The 19,493-nt window shown below is 67.7% G+C and carries 17 protein-coding genes; 6 read left to right on the top strand and 11 right to left on the bottom strand.

The window, feature by feature from the left end:
- Positions 1 to 130 precede the first annotated feature (130 nt).
- On the top strand, positions 131 to 778 hold the full coding sequence (locus AB0H61_RS20455; protein WP_357306733.1) for a cysteine hydrolase: 648 nt from the start codon (positions 131 to 133) through the stop codon (positions 776 to 778).
- Positions 779 to 838: 60 nt separating this feature from the next.
- Here AB0H61_RS20455 and AB0H61_RS20450 read toward each other — a convergent pair whose 3' ends face one another.
- The 5 genes from AB0H61_RS20450 to AB0H61_RS20430 are packed head-to-tail and all read right to left on the bottom strand — an operon-like array spanning position 839 to position 5,502.
- Positions 839 to 937, bottom strand: a complete 99-nt coding sequence (locus tag AB0H61_RS20450; protein ID WP_357306730.1) for an Rv0909 family putative TA system antitoxin — start codon at positions 935 to 937, stop codon at positions 839 to 841.
- An 8-nt stretch (positions 938 to 945) separates the two neighbouring features.
- Complete coding sequence (locus tag AB0H61_RS20445) at positions 946 to 3,270, bottom strand: ATP-dependent DNA ligase (RefSeq protein ID WP_357306728.1); 2,325 nt, start codon at positions 3,268 to 3,270, stop codon at positions 946 to 948.
- Between the two features lie 49 nt (positions 3,271 to 3,319).
- The gene (locus AB0H61_RS20440; protein WP_357306725.1) at positions 3,320 to 3,544 is read right to left on the bottom strand and encodes an antitoxin; all 225 of its coding nucleotides are present in this window, start codon (positions 3,542 to 3,544) and stop codon (positions 3,320 to 3,322) included.
- Between the two features lie 51 nt (positions 3,545 to 3,595).
- Positions 3,596 to 4,738 (bottom strand): MBL fold metallo-hydrolase, encoded by a 1,143-nt coding sequence (locus AB0H61_RS20435; RefSeq protein ID WP_357306722.1) that lies wholly within the window; start codon positions 4,736 to 4,738, stop codon positions 3,596 to 3,598.
- Positions 4,739 to 4,773: 35 nt separating this feature from the next.
- On the bottom strand, positions 4,774 to 5,502 hold the full coding sequence (locus AB0H61_RS20430) for an enoyl-CoA hydratase (RefSeq protein ID WP_357306720.1): 729 nt from the start codon (positions 5,500 to 5,502) through the stop codon (positions 4,774 to 4,776).
- A 90-nt stretch (positions 5,503 to 5,592) separates the two neighbouring features.
- On the opposite strand from AB0H61_RS20430, the gene AB0H61_RS20425 reads away from it, so the two are divergent.
- Positions 5,593 to 6,693, top strand: a complete 1,101-nt coding sequence (locus AB0H61_RS20425; RefSeq protein WP_357306718.1) for an NAD(P)-binding domain-containing protein — start codon at positions 5,593 to 5,595, stop codon at positions 6,691 to 6,693.
- On the opposite strand, the gene AB0H61_RS20420 is transcribed toward AB0H61_RS20425, so the two are convergent.
- From AB0H61_RS20420 to AB0H61_RS20395, 6 genes are all read right to left on the bottom strand, one after another.
- Entirely contained in the window at positions 6,690 to 7,532 is an 843-nt protein-coding gene (locus AB0H61_RS20420) for an aldo/keto reductase (RefSeq protein WP_357306716.1), read from the bottom strand. The genes AB0H61_RS20425 and AB0H61_RS20420 overlap by 4 nt on opposite strands.
- Before the next feature lie 113 nt (positions 7,533 to 7,645).
- Positions 7,646 to 9,211 carry a carboxyl transferase domain-containing protein gene (locus AB0H61_RS20415; RefSeq protein WP_357306713.1) on the bottom strand — a complete coding sequence of 522 codons (1,566 nt, stop codon included), beginning with the start codon at positions 9,209 to 9,211 and terminating at the stop codon, positions 7,646 to 7,648.
- Between the two features lie 114 nt (positions 9,212 to 9,325).
- Positions 9,326 to 9,928, bottom strand: coding sequence for an ATP/GTP-binding protein (locus AB0H61_RS20410; protein WP_357306711.1), 603 nt, complete (start codon positions 9,926 to 9,928; stop codon positions 9,326 to 9,328).
- Positions 9,909 to 10,283 (bottom strand): DUF742 domain-containing protein, encoded by a 375-nt coding sequence (locus AB0H61_RS20405; RefSeq protein ID WP_357306709.1) that lies wholly within the window; start codon positions 10,281 to 10,283, stop codon positions 9,909 to 9,911. The genes AB0H61_RS20410 and AB0H61_RS20405 overlap by 20 nt, the downstream gene beginning before the upstream one ends.
- Positions 10,284 to 10,290: 7 nt before the next feature.
- Positions 10,291 to 10,704 (bottom strand): roadblock/LC7 domain-containing protein, encoded by a 414-nt coding sequence (locus tag AB0H61_RS20400; RefSeq protein ID WP_011207200.1) that lies wholly within the window; start codon positions 10,702 to 10,704, stop codon positions 10,291 to 10,293.
- On the bottom strand, positions 10,701 to 14,318 hold the full coding sequence (locus tag AB0H61_RS20395) for an ATP-binding protein (protein ID WP_357306707.1): 3,618 nt from the start codon (positions 14,316 to 14,318) through the stop codon (positions 10,701 to 10,703). Before AB0H61_RS20395 ends, AB0H61_RS20400 begins: the two co-directional genes overlap by 4 nt.
- A gap of 301 nt (positions 14,319 to 14,619) precedes the next feature.
- Between AB0H61_RS20395 and AB0H61_RS20390 the strand changes: the two genes are divergently transcribed.
- The 4 genes from AB0H61_RS20390 (at position 14,620) to AB0H61_RS20375 (ending at position 19,447) form a co-directional block, all read left to right on the top strand.
- Positions 14,620 to 16,653: an AMP-binding protein gene (locus tag AB0H61_RS20390; RefSeq protein WP_357306705.1), complete on the top strand. Its 2,034-nt coding sequence runs from the start codon at positions 14,620 to 14,622 to the stop codon at positions 16,651 to 16,653.
- A 126-nt stretch (positions 16,654 to 16,779) separates the two neighbouring features.
- The gene (locus AB0H61_RS20385) at positions 16,780 to 17,166 is read left to right on the top strand and encodes a hemophore-related protein (protein ID WP_357306703.1); all 387 of its coding nucleotides are present in this window, start codon (positions 16,780 to 16,782) and stop codon (positions 17,164 to 17,166) included.
- Positions 17,167 to 17,321: 155 nt separating this feature from the next.
- Entirely contained in the window at positions 17,322 to 18,044 is a 723-nt protein-coding gene (locus tag AB0H61_RS20380) for a response regulator transcription factor (protein WP_357306701.1), read from the top strand.
- Positions 18,041 to 19,447, top strand: a complete 1,407-nt coding sequence (locus AB0H61_RS20375; protein WP_357306699.1) for a HAMP domain-containing sensor histidine kinase — start codon at positions 18,041 to 18,043, stop codon at positions 19,445 to 19,447. The genes AB0H61_RS20380 and AB0H61_RS20375 overlap by 4 nt, the downstream gene beginning before the upstream one ends.
- The last annotated feature ends 46 nt before the right edge of the window (positions 19,448 to 19,493 follow it).

The raw sequence follows: 19,493 nt of genomic DNA, 5'->3' as shown, positions 1-19,493 counted from the left end.
AATCCCGGGCACCCCTACCGCCGGGGACGTCCGGTGGGCGTGTTCAATGGTGAAAGTGCCCCCAGCGCAACCGAATCGCCGGACCGGGGCGATCCGGTGGCGATCCGGTGTCGAGAAGGAGTAGCTGACGATGCGGTTTGGCAACGGATTGGATATCCCCGAAGGACATGCCGATGTGTGCGCGCCACACCGGATGGCCCTGGTGGTCTACGACATGCAGGTCGGTGTGCTGTCCCAACTGCCGGACGGGCCCGAAATCATCGAACGGGTCGTCAGGGTGGTCGAGGCCGCGCGTCGCGGCGGCTATCCGGTGATCTTCCTGCGGCACTTCTTCCTGCCGCACCGGTTGAGCGGTGCCTTCGCCCTGCGCATGGCGATGAACTGGCAGCAGGTGGACTCGGTGGACCAGCTGAAACCGATTCTGCAGCGCGACACTCCGGCCTTCGAACTGGTGCCGGAGCTGCGGCCACGGGCCGACGAGGTCGTCTTCGACAAGACCACGATGTCGGCCTTCGAGGGCACCCCGCTCGCCGCGACGCTGCGCGATCTGGGCATCGGCTCCTATGCCATCGTCGGTGTCGCACTGGAGATCGGCATCGCGCCGACCGTCAGCCATTCCACCGACCTCGGCTTCATTCCGGTGGTGATCAGCGATGCCTGCGGTGGGCGCGACAAGGAGGCCATGGCGCGCGCCTACGACGATTTCCGGTTCCAGGGGCACGCGATCGTCACCGATACCGCGACCATCACACCGCTGCTGGAGGACGGCACGGCCTGAGGCATTCCCGAGATATTCCGTTCGTTCCGGCCGAACCGCCGGGACGAACGGGAACCGGGCTCAGCCCTCCTTGCGAACGGCCTTCTTGGCGGCGTCCTGGGCAGCGTCGACCTGTCCGGCGAACTTGCCGCCGGTCTGCTTGTCGATCGGCTGCGACACGCCACCGATCAGTCCGCCTCGGCCAGCCAGGCGGGGTGCCACAGCCGTCCGGTCTCGGTCCAGTTCATAAAGCGCACGGTGCCATCGAGTTTCGGGGTCACCCAGACGGCGTCCTGACGTTCGTCGGCGGTGAGCTCATTGGCGAAGGGGCTGGTCTTGCGCTCCAGTTTGCTCAGCCGCCCGGCGAGGCGGCGCATTTCGGATTCACCGAAACCGGTGCCGACCCGGCCGACATAGTAAAGCCTGCCCGCGTACGCAATTCCGACCAGCAGCGACTTGAACTCCCTGGCCGCACTGCGTCGCCAGCCGCCGATCACCACCCGCTGGGTGCGCCAATTGCGTTCCTTCATCCAGGAATGGCCGCGCTTGCCGGGAAGATAGACCGAATCCTTCCGCTTGGCGACCACACCCTCCAGTCCCTGCTCCTGGCTGTAGCGCAGCGCCACCTCGCCCGGACCGTCCAGTCGCGGCGGCACCAGCAATGAGGGCGCATTCGCGGCGAGCGCCTCCAATACCCTGCGGCGATCCGAATACCGTTTGCGGACAAGGGAAGTACCGTCCAGATAGAGCACATCGAAGGCGACGAATACCGCGCGCGCCGCATCCGCCTGCAGCAGACCGAGATTCGCGACGCCGTGATCGTCGAAGACCACGGCCTCACCGTCGAGGACCACACTGTGCCCGGCCAGTTCGACGGCGAGCGACCCGATCCCGGGGTATCGGCCCGTCACCACATTGCCCACCCGGCTACGCAGGGTCAGTGTCCCGGAATCGATCTCGGCGATCAGCCGGAAGCCGTCCCATTTGGTCTCGAAGCACCACTGCTCATCATCCAGTTCGGCGATATCACCCCGGGTGGCCAGCATGGGCGCGAGACCGCGCGGGAACGGCGCCGGCTTGTTCGGGCGCGGGACGGTGAAGATCCGGCTCGACTGCGGCTCGACCCCATTCGCCCGCGCGGTGTCATCGGCCGGGCGACCGGACTGTTCACGCATCAGGTGCATGAGCCACTGATTGCCATTGGTCCGGATCAGGGCGTACCGCCCGGTGAGCCGGGTGCCGTGGAATTCGACGATGACCTCGTCGTCACGCCACTTCTCGGTCTCGTAGGTACCGGAATCCCAGATCGTCATCTCCCCCGCGCCGTACTGCCCCTTGGGGATCGCGCCATGAAAGTCCAGGTACTCCAACGGATGATCCTCGGTGTGCACGGCCAGCCGGTTCTGTTCCGGGGAGGTCGGCGGGCCCTTCGGCACCGCCCAGGAGACCAGCACCCCGTCCCGTTCCAGTCGCACGTCCCAGTGCAGCCGCCGCGCATGATGTTCCTGGACCACGAATCGATTGCCCGCGCTCGAGGTCGGCGGCTCCGCGGGCACCGGCTCGGGCGTGCGGTCCGGATCGCGCATCGAGCGGTACTTGGTGAGCGCATCGGCGGGCCGCGGCGCGGCGAGCGGCGGATCGAGTTCCGCGAGCAGATCGCCGTCATCCCGGAAACGAACGAGCACCTCGTCGAAGCGCAAGTGCCGCAGCCGCTTCCGATCCTCGATCTCGGCCCAGGTACGTGGCGCCGCGGCATGGGGCCGGTCGCGTCCACGCATCGAATACGGGGCAATGGTGGTCTTGGCCGGATTGTTCTGACTCCAATCCAGGAAGACCTTTCCAGCACGCACCGACTTGGCCATGGTCGCGGTCACCAGATCCGGGTGCAATTTCTCGAGATTGGTGGCGACCTGCTTGGCCACCGTCGACGCACCGCCGGGGCTCAATACCCGCTCCAGCGGGACGTAGAGGTGAATTCCCTTGCTGCCGCTGGTGACCGGGAAGGCATGCAGTCCGATGCCCTCGACCAGATCTCGTACCAGCAGCGCCACCCGGGCGCATTCGGCCAGCCCGGCACCGGGGCCCGGATCGAGGTCGAAGACCAGGCGGGTGGCGTAGCCGATCTCATCGCCGTCGAAGCGCCATTGCGGCACATGGACTTCCAGCGCGGCCTGCTGCCCGAGCCACGCCAGCCCGGCCTCCGAATCGATGATCGGGTACACCGCACGACGATCGGAATGTTCGATGGCGCGCCGCTCGATCCACGAGGGCGCATGCGCGGCGAGGTTCTTTTCGAAGAAGGAGGGCTCGTCGACCCCGTTCGGCCAGCGTTTCCTGGTCACGGGACGACCCACGATATGCGGCAGCATGGCAGGCGCGATCGCCGAATAGTAGGCGATCACCTCGCCCTTGGTGGTCCCGGTCTCGGGATACAGCACCTTGTCGAGGTTGCTCAGCTCGACCTCGATACTCGGTTTGCCCGGACCACCACCGAACTTCCGGCGGGACACCATATTTCGATTCTAGTGGCGGGGACCGACAGAAAACGGTCCCCGTCGCGCCTCAGGCCTGCGGGCCGGACCGGGGCGGCTGTCCGGGATGATCCGGCGGAATCACGTTCTTGGCGGCCGCCTTACCCTTCTCGATCTTGTCGGAGTACTTGCCGTGCGTCTTGTTGTCGATGAAGTCACCGGCCTTGTCGACCGCATCGTTGATCTTGTCGGCATTCTTGGCCGCCGCTTGCTTCCCCTTGTCGACCAAGCCCTTCAGACTGTCTGCCAAGCTCATACCGTCGCTCCTTCCGTGTCACCGAACCGGGGTGAAGCCGAACTCGTGGGTTCAACCCACATCTTCCCACCACGTATCCCGTGGTGGGAGCCCATTGGGGTCGATGCGCTGGCCCGGCATCGGCACCGCGACCGTGGTTCCGGCCGCCCGCGCCGCCTCGACCATCCGCCGCACCGGCTCGGACCACCCGTGAAAGGCCAGATTGAAGGTCGCCCAGTGAATGGGCACCAGCAGACCATGGCCCGGATCACCGACGCACAGATCGGCGTGCGAGCGAACCGCCTCCTCCGGGTTCATATGCACGTCGGGCCAGTTCTCGTCGTAGGCGCCGATCGGCAGCAGCGTCAGATCGAAGGGGCCCAGCGCCGCACCGGCCTCGGCGAACGCCTTCGTGTAACCGGTGTCACCGCCGAAGTACACCCGCCGGGTCGGGCCGACGATGGACCAGGAAGCCCACAGGGTGGTGTTGCGGACCAGGCCGCGACCGGAGAAGTGACGTGCCTCGGTACAGGTGAGCACCAGGTCCGTTCCGTCACGCTCACGACCGAGTGCGGCGAGCGAAATCGACCCGCCCCAATCCAATTCGATGATGCGATGGTCCGGCACACCCCAGTGGCGCAGATGCGCGCCGATGCCGAGCGGCACCAGGAACGGGGCGGACTGGCCGACCACCAGCTCCCGGATCGTCTCCTTGTCCAGGTGGTCGTAATGATCATGGGAGATGATCACCGCGTCCACCGGCGGCAGTTCCGACAGCGGCGTCGGTACCGGGTGCAGACGCGCGGGACCGACGAGCGGAGACGGCGAAACCCGTTCGCTCCACACCGGATCGGTGAGGATGCGGTAGCCGTCCACCTCGATCAACGCCGACGCATGGCCGTACCAGGTGACGGCCAGATCCGCCGCCTCGGCGGGCACCGAGGGCGTCTGCACCGGAACGGCGACGCGCGGCCGGCCCACATTGCGCTTGGTCAGCGCCGAATACAGCAGCGAAGGACCCGCACCCGCGACCAGCTGGGTGCTCGGCTCGGTGTTGTGGAACCGCTGGTTGCGGTAGGTCGCGGCGCCGGCCGCGTACGGCTGGATCGCCGAAATCGACGCTCCGATGGCCGACGGGATATCCCAGACCGCGCGCACCACCCAGGTGACGCCGAGGGCTCCCGCCGCGACACCGAAGATCTTCCGCACATTCATCGACGCGCCCTCCCTGTCCTCCGCGATCCTGCCCGTCATCGGCCCAAGAACTTCGCGCTGCGCTTCTCCTGCCTGGCCAGGCGACCCTCCTGGGCGTCGGCACTGGCCCACGCGGCCTCCAAGGCCGCACGCTGCTGCGCGGACTCCGGCTCGCGCGAGCCGTCGTCATTGAACACCAGTTTGAGGTGGCGCAGCGACAGCGGCGCGAGCTGGGCGATGGATTTCGCCCACGCCTGCGCGTCTGCGAGAGATCCGAGCCGGTTGGCGAAGCCGAACGAGTAGGCTTCGGCCGCGGTCACCGGCTCCGCGCCGAGCAGTATGGTCCTGGCCGGGCCGCCACCGATCAGCGACACCAACCTGCTCACTGTCCACCGATCCACCGTGATACCGAGTTTGGCGGCGGGGATCGCGATGTAGGCGTCCGGCTCCATGACCCGCAGATCCGAGGCCAGTGCCAGCTGGACACCCGCGCCGAGCGCGCCGCCATTGATCGCGGAGATCACCGGGATGGGCGCGGACTCGATGGTGTGCAGCATCTCCAACAGTCCGGAGAGGAAATTATCGGAGTACACCCCGGATAGGTCGGCTCCCGCGCTGAAGATCGGGCCGCGTCCGGTCAGCACGATCACTCGCGCGTCGTCCGCGACCGCGGCCAGCACGGCGTCGCGCAACAGGGTCACCAGTTCGTTATTGAGTGCGTTGCGACGCTCCTCGCGCTGCAATTCGATGGTGACGACATCGCCATCACGGCTAACTCCGAGCATGCATTCTTCCCAACTCACCGTGTCGTTTGGTTACCTTCACTGTGCCACAGCCGGGAGCACGAGCCGTTGATGGCGATACGATCACCCGCTGTGCCGACAGATTTCGACATCCTGGTGATCGGAGCTGGTCAGGCTGGGCTGTCGGCCGGATATCACCTCCAGCGCCTCGGCCTACGCCCGGAGCACGACTTTCTCATCGTGGACCATGCGCCGGGGCCCGGTGGGGCCTGGCAGTTCCGCTGGCCCTCGCTCACGCTGAGCACCGTCAACCGGGTGCACGATCTGCCCGGTATGTCATTCGCCGAGACGTTGCCGCCCGGCTCCGAGACCGCGCCGGCGGCGACCGCGGTGCCGCATTACTACGAGCTGTACGAGAAGCGCTTCGATCTGCGGGTACGTCGGCAGGTCTCGGTCACCGTGGTCTGCGACCGCACCGCGGACGGACAGCGCTGCGACGGCCGCGGCGAGGTATTGAGCGCCGAAACCGATTCGGCCGGGACGATTCGGGTGCGCGGACTGATCAACGGAACCGGCACCTGGGAGCATCCGTTCGTCCCGAGGTACCGCGGCGCCGAAACCTTCACCGGGCGGCAGCTGCACACACACGACTACCGGACTGCCGCGGCGTTCGCGGGCAAGCACGTGGTGATCGTCGGCGGCGGCATCTCCGCGGTACAACTGCTCGACGAGATCTCGCAGGTCACCACGACGACCTGGGTGACGCGCCGGGAGCCGGTGTGGCGGGACGCCGAGTTCACCAGCGAGGCGGGCCGGGAGGCGGTGGCCATCGTGGAGGATCGGGTGCGACGCGGACTGCCGCCCGGTTCGGTGGTGTCGGTGACCGGACTGCGGCTCGACGACCGGCTACGGGCCGCCGAGAAACGCGGGGCCCTGCACCGGCTGCCCATGTTCGACCACATCGAACCGGATGGGGTGCGCTGGGCCGACGGAACCTTCCAGCAGGCCGATGTCATTATCTGGGCCACCGGATTCCGCAGCGCGCTCGACCATTTGGCGCCGCTGCGGCTGCGCGCCCCCGGCGGCGGCATCACCATGACCGGCCGCCTCGCCACCCAGGTCGCCGCCGACCCGCGCATCCACCTGATCGGCTACGGCCCCTCGGCCAGCACCATCGGCGCCAACCGCGCGGGCCGCGCCGCCGCAATCGAACTCACCAACTATCTGGGCTAGCTCGAGCTATCCGGGTCGGGGCCGATGCGGCCGCCGTTGTCGAGTGCGTTGATGGCGTCCATCTGCTCACCGGTGAGCTCGAAGCCGAAGACGTCGAAGTTCGCGGTGATGCGGGACGGGGTGACCGACTTCGGGATGACGATATTGCCGAGCTGCAGATGCCAGCGGATGATCACCTGCGCCGGGCTGCGGCCGACCTCGTTGGCGATCGACGCGATGGTGTGATCGTCGAGCACGGTGCCCTGGCCGAGCGGGCTCCACGCCTCCGTGGCGATCGCGTTCTCGGCGTGGAAGTCGCGTAACTCGCGCTGGGCCAGGCGCGGATGCAGCTCGATCTGGTTGACCGCCGGGATCTCGCCGGTCTCCTCGATGACCCGCCGCAGGTTCGCGACAGTGAAGTTGGACACACCGATCGAGCGGACCCTGTCTTCCTTCTTCAGTGTCTGGAAGGCCCTGAAGGTCTCCACGAATTTATCCGCGGCCGCGATCGGCCAGTGGATCAGGTACAGGTCGAGATAGTCCAAGCCGAGCTTGTCCAGGCTGGCGTCGCAGGCGCGCAAGGTGGAGTCGTAACCCTGCTCGGAATTCCACAGCTTGGTGGTGACGTAGACCTCGTCACGCGGCAGCCCGGACTCGCGGACGGCACGCCCGGTGCCCTCCTCGTTCCCGTAAATGGCGGCGGTATCAATGCTGCGATATCCCGCCTCCAGCGCGGCCTTCACCACCGGGAAAGTGCCGTCGGGCGGCACTTGGAACACACCGAACCCGAGCTGCGGGATCACATTCCCATCGTTCAGCACGATCGCGGGCACGGCGGAGGTCTCGCTGCGGAATGTCACCCGTCCGACCGTAGAAGTGCGCACGCGAACCGTCAACGAAGAGCCCTGGTGTGTTGACTATCAAATAGCTGGTCGCTCACCCATTTCGGGCGCAACGCATCGCGAGCAGCCGATCAGTCGGCGATGCCGCGGAGACCGAGACGGCGGTAGCGGGTGTGACGGGAGCGGGCGAGTTCCTCGGGGGTGCGGGTGCGGAGGGTGGCCAGTTCGGCGGCAATGGCGGTGACCATGCGGTTGGCGAAATCGTGGGGTTCGGTGGCGGCGTCGGGGAATTCGGGGACGATCCGGTCGACGATGCCGTCCGTGTGTAGGTCGGCGGCGCGGATGCGTTGGGCGGCGGCGAGTCCGGGGGCGTGATCGGTGTCGCGGTAGACGATGGCGCTCGCCCCCTCCGGCGGCAGCGGGGCGAGCCAGGCGTGGGTGGCGGCGAGGACGCGATCGGCGGGGAGCAGGGCCAGCGCGCCGCCGCCGGTGCCCTGGCCGAGCAGCACCGAGACGGTCGGGGTGTCCAAGGTCACCAAGTCCGCGATACAGCGGGCGATTTCCGGGGCAAGTCCGCGCTCCTCCGCTTCCTTGGACAGGGCCGCGCCCACGGTGTCGATGACCAGAACCAGCGGCAACAGCAACTCCTGAGCAATCGCCATGCTGCGGCGGGCCTCACGCAGTGCCGCCGGGCCCATGGTGTTCTCGCCCTGCTGGCCGAGACGGTCGTGCCCGAAGACCACACACGGCTGACCGCGGAATCGGGCCAGCGCGTGCACGACGGTGCGATCGGACTCCCCCTGGCCGGTGCCACTCAACGGGACCCGTTGCGTCACATGGCGCAACAGGTCGCGGATGCCCGGCCGATCCGGTCGCCGCGAGATCAGCACCGACCGCCACGCCGGAGTATCGGCCGCTGCGCGGGCTGGCGCGCGATCGGACCCGACGACCTCCTCCACAGCGCCTTCGACCCGGCCGCTGCCCGATTCGCGCCGAGCACGTTCCGCGGCAGCGGAATCTTGCAACACCACGCCGCTGAATACGCTCAGCGCCCGGTGGGCGATGCGACGGAAGACCATTACCGGCACCACCCCGTCGATGACGCCACTGTGGTACAGATTCTCGGCGGTCTGCACGCCTTCCGGGAAATCCTTGCCGTACAACGCCCTATAGACGCGGGGCCCCAGAAAGCCGATCAGGGCGCCGGGTTCGGCGAAGGTGATATGGCCCAGCGATCCCCACGAGGCGAAAACCCCGCCCATGGTCGGATTGCGCAGATACACCAGATACGGGTGGCCCGCCGACTTGTGTGCCGCGACCGCACCCGCGATTTTGATCATTTGCACGAAAGCGACGGTGCCCTCCTGCATCCGGGTGCCACCGGAGGTCGGGGAGGCGAGCAGCGGGAGGCCGAGTTCGGTGGCGCGTTCGACCGCGGTGACGATCCGTTCCGCGGCAGCGACACCGACCGATCCCGCCAAAAAGCCGAACTCGCACGCGATAACAGCCACGCGCCGACCGCGCAGCAGTCCTTCGCCGGTGAGCACGGATTCGTCGGTGCCCGCCGCGACCGCCGCCTTGCGCAGATCATCGCCATACTGCGCGGTCGCGGCCACCGCCACGGGTGGCCGGTCCCAGCTGATGAACGACTGCGCGTCGAGCAGTTGCCCGAGCAACTCACGTGCCGAAATCCGCATCGCGCGAGCATAACGGGCGCTGTAGGACGCAATCCGTCCACAGTCCACGCTCGCCGAGCGAAGTCGAGGCACTCACCCGACGCCACGGGGCTGCCGCCGCGCCGGGATCGAGTGTCAGTAGCCCTGCATCACCTTGCGCAGGGCATATTCGGTGAGCGAGACCAACGCCTGCTTGGCGGGCTCCCTGCGCCGGGCATCGATGGACAGGATCGGCACATCGGCGGGGACCGCCAGGGCCTGCCGGATGTCCTCGACCGGGTATCGCGGCGAGTCGTCGAACTCGTTGAGCGCTACCAGGAACGGTAGATTGCGCGCTTCGAAGTAGTCGACGGCCGCGAAGCTGTCCTCGAGCCTGCGGGTGTCGACCAGCACCACGGCGCCGATGGCGCCGCGGATCAGGTCGTCCCACATGAACCAGAATCGGTACTGGCCCGGCGTACCGAATAGGTACAGCACCAGATCGTCGGCGAGACTGATCCGGCCGAAGTCCATGGCCACCGTGGTGGTGGACTTCATCGGGACGCCCGTCAGATTGTCGATTCCGGTACTGGCATTGGTCACCAATGCCTCGGTGCGCAGCGGAACAATCTCCGAGACGGCACCGACCAACGTGGTCTTGCCGACACCGAAACCGCCCGCGACCACGATCTTCGCCGAGGTCGGCTTGCTGGTGCGGGTATCGACCTGCGCCGTCGAATCAAATACGCCGGAGTCCACTGAGAACCCTTTCGATCAGCTCGCGACGTTCATCGTCGCTGGAATCCTCTTTCAATGTCGCCGAAACGCGCACATGCCCGGCCTCGATGAGGTCGGCCACGAGTACCCGTGCCACACCTATCGGAATACCTAAGCGCGCCGCTAATTCGGCGACGGACGGCGATTCTCTGCACAACTCCACGATTGACGTCTCAATGTTGGTCAGCTCGAACTGCCGCTCCAGGGCGACCGGATGCGATGCGACGAGGGCCTCGAGCGCCAACTCGACCGCGGGCCTGGTACGACCCGCAGTCAGTGAGTACGGGCGTACGAGGCTCGGCTCGGCGCTCCCCATGCGGTGATCTTCTATGTCCATCCCACCATCAGGAACCCATCGTGACGCGTGGAGTGGCCTGCACAGTCTGGCCAACACGCTCGACCAACAACGCCATCTCGTATCCGACCTGTCCGATATCGCAGGACGTGTTGGTCAGGACCGCGAGATAGGAGCCGTCACCGACCGCCATCAGCAGCAGATAGCCGTGCTCCATCTCCACGACGGACTGCAGCACGGTACCGCCCTCGAATAGATTCGAGACGCCGACCGAAAGGCTGGCCAGTCCAGCGGTGACGGCCGAGAGCTGTTCGGCGCGATCGACGGGCAGCTGGGCACTCGCAGCCATGAGTAGGCCGTCAGCCGAGACCAGGACGGCATGAGCTACGCCAGGAACCTCGTTGGCGAAGTTCGAAACCAGCCAATCCAGCTGACGATTCGTACCACCTAGATCGGGGTTCATCGGTCTCCTTTATCTCCGGTTAGGTTCGTTGCCTTCAATGCGCGGCCATCCCGGACGCCCTGCTGGTGACGACTCAAGCTTGACCTGATGGATTCCGGATCTCGGCGCGGTGCCCGATCCACGGCGCCGTTGACGGCACCGGGGACCAGCCTTCCTCCCGGATTGCGTTGCGGCAACCCCGCGGCGGTCTTTGTTTCGGCTTGCGCCTCACTTGCCCGGCGTGCGGCCTGCCAGCCTTCGTCTCCCGGTGAGTCGAAGGCGGCGGCCACCTGCGACCGGTCCGGGTTCGGATCCGATAGCCACGCCGACATCATCTCGGCGAAGATCGGGCTGTCCATTGTCGACCCGGTCTCGACTGCTGGCTGCAGTCGGGTCTGGAAGAACGATGCGGCCTTCTCCGGGTTGGAACGGTAGCTGTGCTTGCCCGGGTCTCGCCCGGCGACGGGAGTACCCGAGTCCAGGGCATCCGACGGTTCCGCGCTCGCCGCGGGCTGCAGCCCACCGCGATCACGTTGCGGCAGACCGATTCCCGGGGTGGCTTCGCGCTGCGGCAGACCGGTGGATCCCGGCTCCCGCTGTGGCAGGCCGTTCGGGGTCTGAGAACCGGGCTGACGCTGCGGCAGGCCGTTCCCGAGGGGTCCCCGGGCCGGCAGGCCGTTCGCCGCCGAATCGCGCTGCGGCTGGTTCGCCGCGGGCTGACGCTGCGGCAGACCACCGAGACCCGGTTCCCGGGTCGGCAGACCGCCGGAATTCGGCTCCCTGTCGGAACTCGGCTCCCGGCTGGATAGGCCACCGGAGCCGGGTTCCCGCGTGGGTAGGCCGTTCGGCTGACGCTGCGACAGACCACCCGCGGCGGCATCCCGCTGCGGGGCGCTGTTCGCACCGGCGTCACGGGGGGGCATACCGTTGGCGCCCGGTTCGCGTTGCGGCAGACCGTTGGCGAGACGCTCGCGGGCCGGCAGGGCGTTCGGCGCGGCATCGCGCGGCGGCTGGTTCACCGCGGGCTGACGCTGCGACAGACCACCGGCACCGGGCTCGCGGGTCGGCAGACCACCCACGGCATCCCGCTGCGGCAGACCGGTGGATCCCGGCTCACGCTGCGGCAGACCGCTCGGCTGACGCTGCGACAGACCGCCCGCACCCGGCTCCCGGGCCGACAGACCGCCCGCGGCGGCATCGCGTTGCGGGGCGCCGTTCGCACCCGGCTGACGCTGCGGCAGACCACCGGGGCCCGGCTGTGGCACGCCGTTGGCACCCGGCTGACGCTGCGGTAGCTCACCGGACTTCGCATCGCGCTGCGGCAGACCACCACCGGTCGGCGCGGGACCGATGACACTCGGTCCACCTTGTCGCGGCGGCGGACCGCCGGGGTTGAGGTTGCGCTTGGGCAGATTCGCGGCGGCGAGCTTGCCACGCTGCGGTCCGCGGGGCTGCCCCGCGCCGGACGCGGAGCGCAGCGTCGGACCGGACTGCTCTTGGTCCTGACGCAGACCCTGCGCCATCGAATTACCCGGCTGCCGCTGCGGCAGGCCATCGGCCGCCGCGGCGGGTGCCGCGCTGCTCGCGGCCGGGCGCTTGCTGATCGGAATCGGTCCGCTCACCCCCGGGTCGACGGTGACCATCATGTTGCCTCCGGGCGTCCGGGTGACCGCCCGCGTCTGCATCGAGGACGGAGTCGTCGAGCGCTGCGGTGCAGCGGCCTGTGGTGTCTGCGGGGTCGAGCCCTGCGCACCGACCGGTTCCCCACCCATGATCAGTCCGACTGGGACATGCACGGTGACCGTGACACCAGGATCACGCGCCGTGTCGAAGGTGGGCCGCAGCCGCACGGTGAGGCCGTGCCGCTCGGCGAGCCTGCCGACCACGAAAAGACCCATGTGCCGGGCGGTATCGGGCCCGGGCTCCGCGGTCTGTTGCAACCGGCGGTTGATATCGGCCATTTCGGCGGGCGGCATACCGATGCCGCGGTCGGCGACCTCGATCAGCAGGCCCTGGTCGTGTGCCTGGGCGAAGGTGAACTTCACGTCCGTCTCGGGCGGCGAGGCGCGCAGCGCGTTATCCAACAGCTCCGCGAACAGGTGTGCGAGGTCGGAGGCGGAGGGCTCGCGCAGCGAACCGCGCGGTGTCGCACCGAGCTTCACGCGCTCGTAGTCCTCGACCTCGGAGATCGCGGCACGCAACACGTCGGAGATCTCGACGGGCGCGGACTTCGTCCTGCGCTGTTTGGTGCCGGCGAGGATCAGCAGGTTGTCGCCGTTACGGCGCATGCGGGCGGCGAGATGGTCCAGCCGGAACAGGTTCTCCAGCAGGCGCGGATCCTTCTCGTCGTACTCCATCGCCTCGATCAGGCTGAGCTGGTGGTCGACGAGCGACTTGGAGCGCCGGGCCAGGGTCTCGAACATGTCGTTGACCTGCGAACGCATCTGGGCCTGATCGCTCGCCAGACGCAGCGCCTGGCCGTGGATGTCGTCGACAGCGCGGGCCAGCTGACCGATTTCCTCGGTGCTGCGCACCGGCATCGGCTCCAGCGGCACATCCTCCGGGGACGCGCCGTTACGCAACTGGGCGACCTCGTGCGGCAGATCGCTCTCCGCCACGCGCAGCGCGGCGAGGCGCAGACGGTGCAGCGGCACGATCATCGAGCGCGCCACGAACACCGCGAGCAACAGCGCGGCGAGGATGGTCGCGATGACGACCGCGGTGTAGGTCCAGGCATCGGTGCTGGCCTTGGCCGAGAGCGTGGTCATCGAACTCTCGATGTCCTTCGTGGCCTTGGCGACCACCCGCTCGTAGACATCGACGCTGGTGGTCAGCGAGGTCTTGAGATCGCCGAGCGGGATCTTGCCCGCCGTCGCGTCCGGGCTGGTGATCAGCGAGACGCGGGTGTCGGTGCCCGCCCGCAGATCGGCGATGGACGCGTCACCGTCGGGGAATCGGTGCGCCAGCACGTTCAGCATCTGACGTTCGGCGCTGGACGCGGCGAGGAAGTTCTGCAATCCGTTCGGGTCGCGCCGCAGCACCTCGCTGAACGCCGCGAGCTCACTCACCAGGGTGGCGCGGGTGTTGAGCGAGTCCACCAGCCGCAGCTTGGCCGCGTCCAAGGTGGGGTCGCTGACCTGCGACACCGTGCTCTCCACGATGCGCACGCTGTCGTTACGGATCGTGTCGATCGCGGCGAGCGAGGCGGCGGCACTGGCCGCGGGGGCCTTACCCGGCGCCCGCACGGCCTTCGCGTTGGTGATCATGTTCTCCAACGCGGCCCGGGACGAGGGCTGATTGTTCAGCTTGCCGACCGAGCTCTCGGCCCTGGCTATCGCCGCGTCGAGCTCGGACAGGTCCTTGTCGGTCACCACGGTCTGGCCGTTCAGCGAGACCAGCTGCGAGCCCGCGACCGTCGCCGAGGCAGCACTCAACCCGGTAACGGCCGGTATGGCCTCGGTGTTCTCGGCTACGGCCCCGAGTCGCTGGGCGTTCGAGAACTCGGATGTAATCCTCGACACGCCGAGCCCGACCGCGACCGCCAGCGGCACGGCGAGGACCGCCGTAACCTTCCAGCGAAGGTCCCAATTGCCGAGCGCCCAGCGCTTCTTGCCGGACCTAGCGGCGTCACGCATCTCCCACTCACTTTCCAAACTGGCCCCAACCACGTGCCATCACATGCTGGCTCGACAGGCAGAGCTGGCCGAGAACTGCGGCTGGCCGAGAAATTGCGTCTACGACGGCCCAAATAAGTGACATCAGATTCTAACGGATCAATAACAGCTTGGGTGACATCCGGTAAGGCTACGGGCCTTGACCTGCCTTTTCCAGGCAAAACCAAAGGTCGCGGCACCCGCCCGGGCGTCGCGTGAAGTCTGCCACAATCATGCAGATCTATCGAGGCGGGCATCGAGGCGAGGCTAGGGAGTCACGGGATTGAACGTGAAGCACGAGTACCGACCGGTCTATCAGACCAGCTTGGTCGATCCCGCCGAGTTCTGGACCAGCGCGGCCGAGGCCATCGATTGGGACGTGCCTCCGACCCAGGTAGTCGACACCACGGCCCGCCCCGTGGCCAGGTGGTTTCCCGATGCTCGCCTCAACACCTCCTTCAATGCCCTCGACCGGCATGTGCACGATGACACCGCCGCTGAAGGGGGCCGAGCCGACCAGCCCGCCCTAATATACGACTCCGCTATGACCGGCACCAGAGGTGTTTTCACCTACGCCGAGTTGCTGCGGGAGGTCTCGGTACTCGCCGGTGCGATGTCCCGGCTCGGGGTCGGCATCGGCGATCGCGTGGTCATCTACCTGCCGATGATCCCCGAAGCCGTCATCGCGATGCTGGCCTGCGCGCGCATCGGCGCGGTGCATTCGGTGGTCTTCGGCGGTTTCGCCGCGCCGGAGCTCGCGGCCCGCATCGATGACGCCGAACCTGTGTTGATTATCACTGCCTCCGGCGGCCTGGAGCCCGGCCGCAAGATCGAATATCCGCCCATTGTGTTGCAGGCCCTGGATATCGCCGAGACCACAGCGCCGCGCCACGTCATCGTCAAGCAGCGCAAGCAGTTCCCGACCATCAACTTCGCCGCGCCCCAGGAAGCGACCGAATCACTACCGAGTTCCACCGAGACCATCGCCGCCCAATGGCTGGACTGGGACGATGCCGTGCGCGACGCGGAGCCGGCCGATCCGGTGCCGGTCGCCGCGACCGATCCGCTCTACATCCTGTACACCTCGGGGACCACCGGGAAGCCGAAGGGCGTGGTACGCGATAACGGCGGACATGCTGTCGCCCTCGCCTGGTCCATGCGCAACATCTACGACGTCGGGCCGGGCCAAGTGATGTGGGCGGCCTCCGATGTCGGCTGGGTGGTCGGCCACTCCTACATCGTCTACGCGCCGCTGCTGGTCGGTGCGACCACGCTGCTCTACGAGGGCAAACCCGTCGGCACCCCGGATGCGGGCGCGTTCTGGCGGGTGGTCGCCGAACACAAGGTCCGGGTGCTGTTCACGGCGCCGACCGCGCTGCGCGCCATCCGCAAGGCCGACGCCGAGGCCAAACTGGCACAGAACTACGACCTCTCCTCGCTGCGCGCCCTGTTCTGCGCGGGCGAACGACTCGACCCGGCAACCTACGAGTGGGCCACCGGCACCCTGCTCGCCGATCGCACCGACTGCCCCGTCGTCGACCACTGGTGGCAGACCGAAACCGGCTGGCCGATCTGCGCGAATCTGCTCGGGCTACAGCAGCTGCCGATCAAGGCGGGCTCGGCCTCGGTACCGGTTCCGGGCTTCCGGCTTCGGGTACTGGACGCCGAGGGCAATCCGGTGGCACCGGGAACCGAGGGCAATATCGTGATCGGGCTGCCGCTGCCGCCGGGCGCCCTCACCGGACTCTGGCACGACGAGGCGCGCTTCATCCGTTCGTACATGGAGGCCTTCCCCGGCCACTACCTCACCGGTGACTCGGGCTACTTCGACGACGACGGCTATCTCTACGTCCTCGGCCGTAGCGACGACGTGATCAATATGGCCGGACACCGGCTCTCCGCGGGCAGCATCGAGGCCGCCATCGCCGGTCATCCCGCGGTCGCCGAATGTGCGGTGATCGGGCTGCCGGACGAGCTCAAGGGCCAGCGCCCGATCGCCTACGTCGTGCTCAAGGAGGGCGTGGAGCTGGACGCGGCACAGCTACGCGAGGAACTGGTCGCCCGGGTGCGCGAGCAGATCGGCGCGATCGCGGCGCTGCACGACGCGGTGATCGTCGCGGCGCTACCGAAAACCAGGTCGGGCAAGATCCTGCGCAAGACCATCCGGCAGATCACCGCCGGGGACGAATACGACACGCCCTCCACCATCGAGGACCCCGCGGTGCTCGTCGCGCTGGCCGATCAGATCATTGCCGCGCGGCCACGGCCGACGCCCGAGGCGGATACGCCCGGCACCGATCCCGTTGTGTCGTCGTAATTTTCGTTTTCGAGAACAATATCTCCTCATAAGTTCCTCAGGGTTCGCTCACCGTGATGCCAGCGGTCGGCAATAGCGTGGGGGTGTTTGCACAACCCCCCCGAAAACAAGCCCTGGAGGCATTACATGAAGCGTTTCCGCAGCCGCCCCGCCGTCGCCGCCCTCGCCGCGGGCGCGGTCGCCGGTGTGGCAGTGTTCCTCGGCCCGGCCATCGCGGCCGCCGACCCGATGGAGCTGGCCGGACCGCTGTTGAACTCCGACTGTTCGTTCGCGCAGGTCGACGCCGCGCTGCACGCCGAGGCCCCACAGCTGGCCGCGATGCTCGATGCCAATCCGACCCAGAAGGCCGATCTGCAGCGCAAATTCGACCAGCCCGTCGAGCAGCGCCGCGCCGAACTCCAGCGGATGATCGACAACAACCCGAACGCGGCCAAGGAAGCCGAGAAAGATCCGCGATCCGCGGGCCTGCGCACCACGATCCAGGCCGTCGCGAACTCCTGCCACAAGTACTGACGGATCGGTCCGCCTCGCCGCGTCCGCGGGCCGGACTCGACTGCCGTGCGAGTTGGGCCCGCGGCTGACGGCGAGGTGGTCGGCAGGTCGGCCCGTACCCGGCGAGTTACCCGTGTACCTGCGAAATCAGCGGCCAACTGAGAGGTGTATTCGCCATGGGGCGGCAGAATGACGAGGTGACCAACTCGACCCCGACCGTTCTGGTAGTCGACGATGACGAGGATGTGCTCGCCTCGGTCGAGCGCGGGCTGCGACTGTCCGGGTTCAACGTACTGGTCGCCCGTGACGGCGCCGCGGCGCTGCGCAGCGTGACCGAGCACGCGCCCGACGCGATCGTGCTGGATATGAATATGCCCGTGCTCGACGGCGCCGGCGTGGTCACCGCACTGCGCGCCATGGGCAACGAGGTGCCGATCTGTGTGCTGAGCGCCCGCGCCTCGGTCGACGACCGGATCTCGGGACTCGAGTCCGGCGCCGACGACTATCTGGTGAAGCCCTTCGTACTGGCCGAACTGGTGGCCCGGATCCGGGCGCTGTTGCGGCGGCGCTCGGATATCCCCGCCCCGACCACCCCCGGCGCCGTCACCGTCGGCCCGCTGGAGGTCGATGTCGCCGGATATCGCGCATTGCTGCACGGTAACGAAATCGAGCTCACCAAGCGCGAATTCGAGCTGCTTTCCACGCTCGCGCGCAATGCGGGCGTGGTGCTCAGCCGGGAACGACTGCTGGAACTGGTGTGGGGCTACGATTTCGCGGCCGATACCAATGTGGTGGATGTGTTCGTCGGCTATCTGCGGCGCAAGCTGGAGGTCGGCGACACTCCCCGACTGCTGCACACCATCCGCGGCGTCGGGTTCGTGCTGCGGGCGCCCAAATGACCACGGTTCCGAAACGTCGTCCGCGTCGGACATTTTCGCTGCGTACCCGGGTGGCGGGGGCCGCGGCGATGGGCGCGATCATCATCGTGACCCTGCTCAGCCTGATCAGCATTCGCGCGATCGAACGCAACAATGTGCAGCAGAGCGATCAGCAGCTCACCCTGGCCTCGCGCCTGGTGCTGATCGAGCCGGTGATCGCCGTCGGCCTGGTCGGGCTCACCGGACTCACCAACGAAATCGCGGTGACCGTGCGCGACAACGGTTCGGTGGTGGCGAGCGGCCCGACCCAATTACCTGATCTGCCCACCGGATTCCACACCGAGCAGGTGCACGGCATCCCCTACCGGATCTTGACCACCACCGAGAATCAGCCGGCGGGCCGGACCGTCTCACTCGGTATCCCCGCCGAGGACGCGGCCCGCGCTACCGCGGAGCAACAGCGCTGGGTGCTGGCCGGTGCGGCACTCGCGGTGGCCGCCACGGCCGCACTCGGCTGGTTGCTGGCGGGTCGCGCGGTCCGCCCGATCGTGGACCTCACGCGCCAGGTCGGCGCCAGGAGCGCCTTCCCCGATCGGGACAATCCGCAACCGCCGGTGGATGGTTCGGGCGTGCGGGAGGCCGAGAAACTCGCCGAGGCGGTGAATACCATGCTGCAGCGGGTCGACCAGTCCCAGTCCGAAACCGCGGCCGCGCTGGAGACCGCGCGCGACTTCGCCGCCGTCTCCGCCCACGAACTGCGCACCCCCCTGACCGCCATGCGCACCGATCTCGAGGTGTTGCGCACCCTCGACCTCGACGAGTCCCAGCGCGCCGAAATCCTCGCCGATCTGCAGCGCAGCCAGGGCCGCGTGGAGACCACCCTGGCCGCCTTGGAACGCCTGGCCACCGGTGACCTCACCCATGAACGCGACCATGTCGACACCGATGTCGGCGACCTCTGCGATCAGGCAGCCCACGACGCCATGCGCCACTTCCCCGGTCTCACCGTCCATATCGACACCGACGCCGAACTGGTGACCCGCGGACTCCCGGCCGGCCTGCGCTTGGCCGTCGATAATGCGCTGACCAACTCGGTCAAACACGGGCGCGCCACCTACGCGCTGGTCTCCGCGCATCGAACCCCCAACGGGCACATCATGATCACCATCGACGACAACGGCCGCGGCATCCCGGCCGCGGAGCGCGAGGCCGTCTTCGAACGCTTCTTCCGCGGCAGCCAGGCCAGCAAGGGCGGCTCCGGCCTCGGCCTGGCCCTGGTAGCCCAGCAGGCGCAACTACATGGTGGCCGTGCTTATTTCGACGACAGCCCGCTCGGTGGGGTGCGGTTGGCGCTGGATCTGCCGCAGCGGCGAACCGGCAGCGATCCGAATGCCGACGCCGCGGGTAACCGGGCGCCGCGTTAACCGGAAAACGAAACCGGCCCGGGACGCGGGTGACGACATTGCCGCC

The organism is Nocardia sp. NPDC050710 (assembly GCF_040654375.1).
Lineage (GTDB): Bacteria > Actinomycetota > Actinomycetes > Mycobacteriales > Mycobacteriaceae > Nocardia.
Note: the sequence above shows the minus strand (reverse complement) of the source record. Positions and strands in the feature narration are given on the sequence as shown.

Excerpts from the sequence above, each read along its gene's own strand:
- AB0H61_RS20455 (WP_357306733.1), top strand. The coding sequence starts at position 131 with ATGCGGTTTGGCAACGGATTGGATATCCCCGAAGGACATGCCGATGTG.
- AB0H61_RS20445 (WP_357306728.1), bottom strand. The coding sequence starts at position 3,270 with ATGGTGTCCCGCCGGAAGTTCGGTGGTGGTCCGGGCAAACCGAGTATC.
- AB0H61_RS20440 (WP_357306725.1), bottom strand. The coding sequence starts at position 3,544 with ATGAGCTTGGCAGACAGTCTGAAGGGCTTGGTCGACAAGGGGAAGCAA.
- AB0H61_RS20435 (WP_357306722.1), bottom strand. The coding sequence starts at position 4,738 with ATGAATGTGCGGAAGATCTTCGGTGTCGCGGCGGGAGCCCTCGGCGTC.
- AB0H61_RS20430 (WP_357306720.1), bottom strand. The coding sequence starts at position 5,502 with ATGCTCGGAGTTAGCCGTGATGGCGATGTCGTCACCATCGAATTGCAG.
- AB0H61_RS20415 (WP_357306713.1), bottom strand. The coding sequence starts at position 9,211 with ATGCGGATTTCGGCACGTGAGTTGCTCGGGCAACTGCTCGACGCGCAG.
- AB0H61_RS20405 (WP_357306709.1), bottom strand. The coding sequence starts at position 10,283 with ATGGACATAGAAGATCACCGCATGGGGAGCGCCGAGCCGAGCCTCGTA.
- AB0H61_RS20400 (WP_011207200.1), bottom strand. The coding sequence starts at position 10,704 with ATGAACCCCGATCTAGGTGGTACGAATCGTCAGCTGGATTGGCTGGTT.
- AB0H61_RS20395 (WP_357306707.1), bottom strand. The coding sequence starts at position 14,318 with ATGCGTGACGCCGCTAGGTCCGGCAAGAAGCGCTGGGCGCTCGGCAAT.
- AB0H61_RS20385 (WP_357306703.1), top strand. The coding sequence starts at position 16,780 with ATGAAGCGTTTCCGCAGCCGCCCCGCCGTCGCCGCCCTCGCCGCGGGC.
- AB0H61_RS20380 (WP_357306701.1), top strand. The coding sequence starts at position 17,322 with ATGGGGCGGCAGAATGACGAGGTGACCAACTCGACCCCGACCGTTCTG.
- AB0H61_RS20375 (WP_357306699.1), top strand. The coding sequence starts at position 18,041 with ATGACCACGGTTCCGAAACGTCGTCCGCGTCGGACATTTTCGCTGCGT.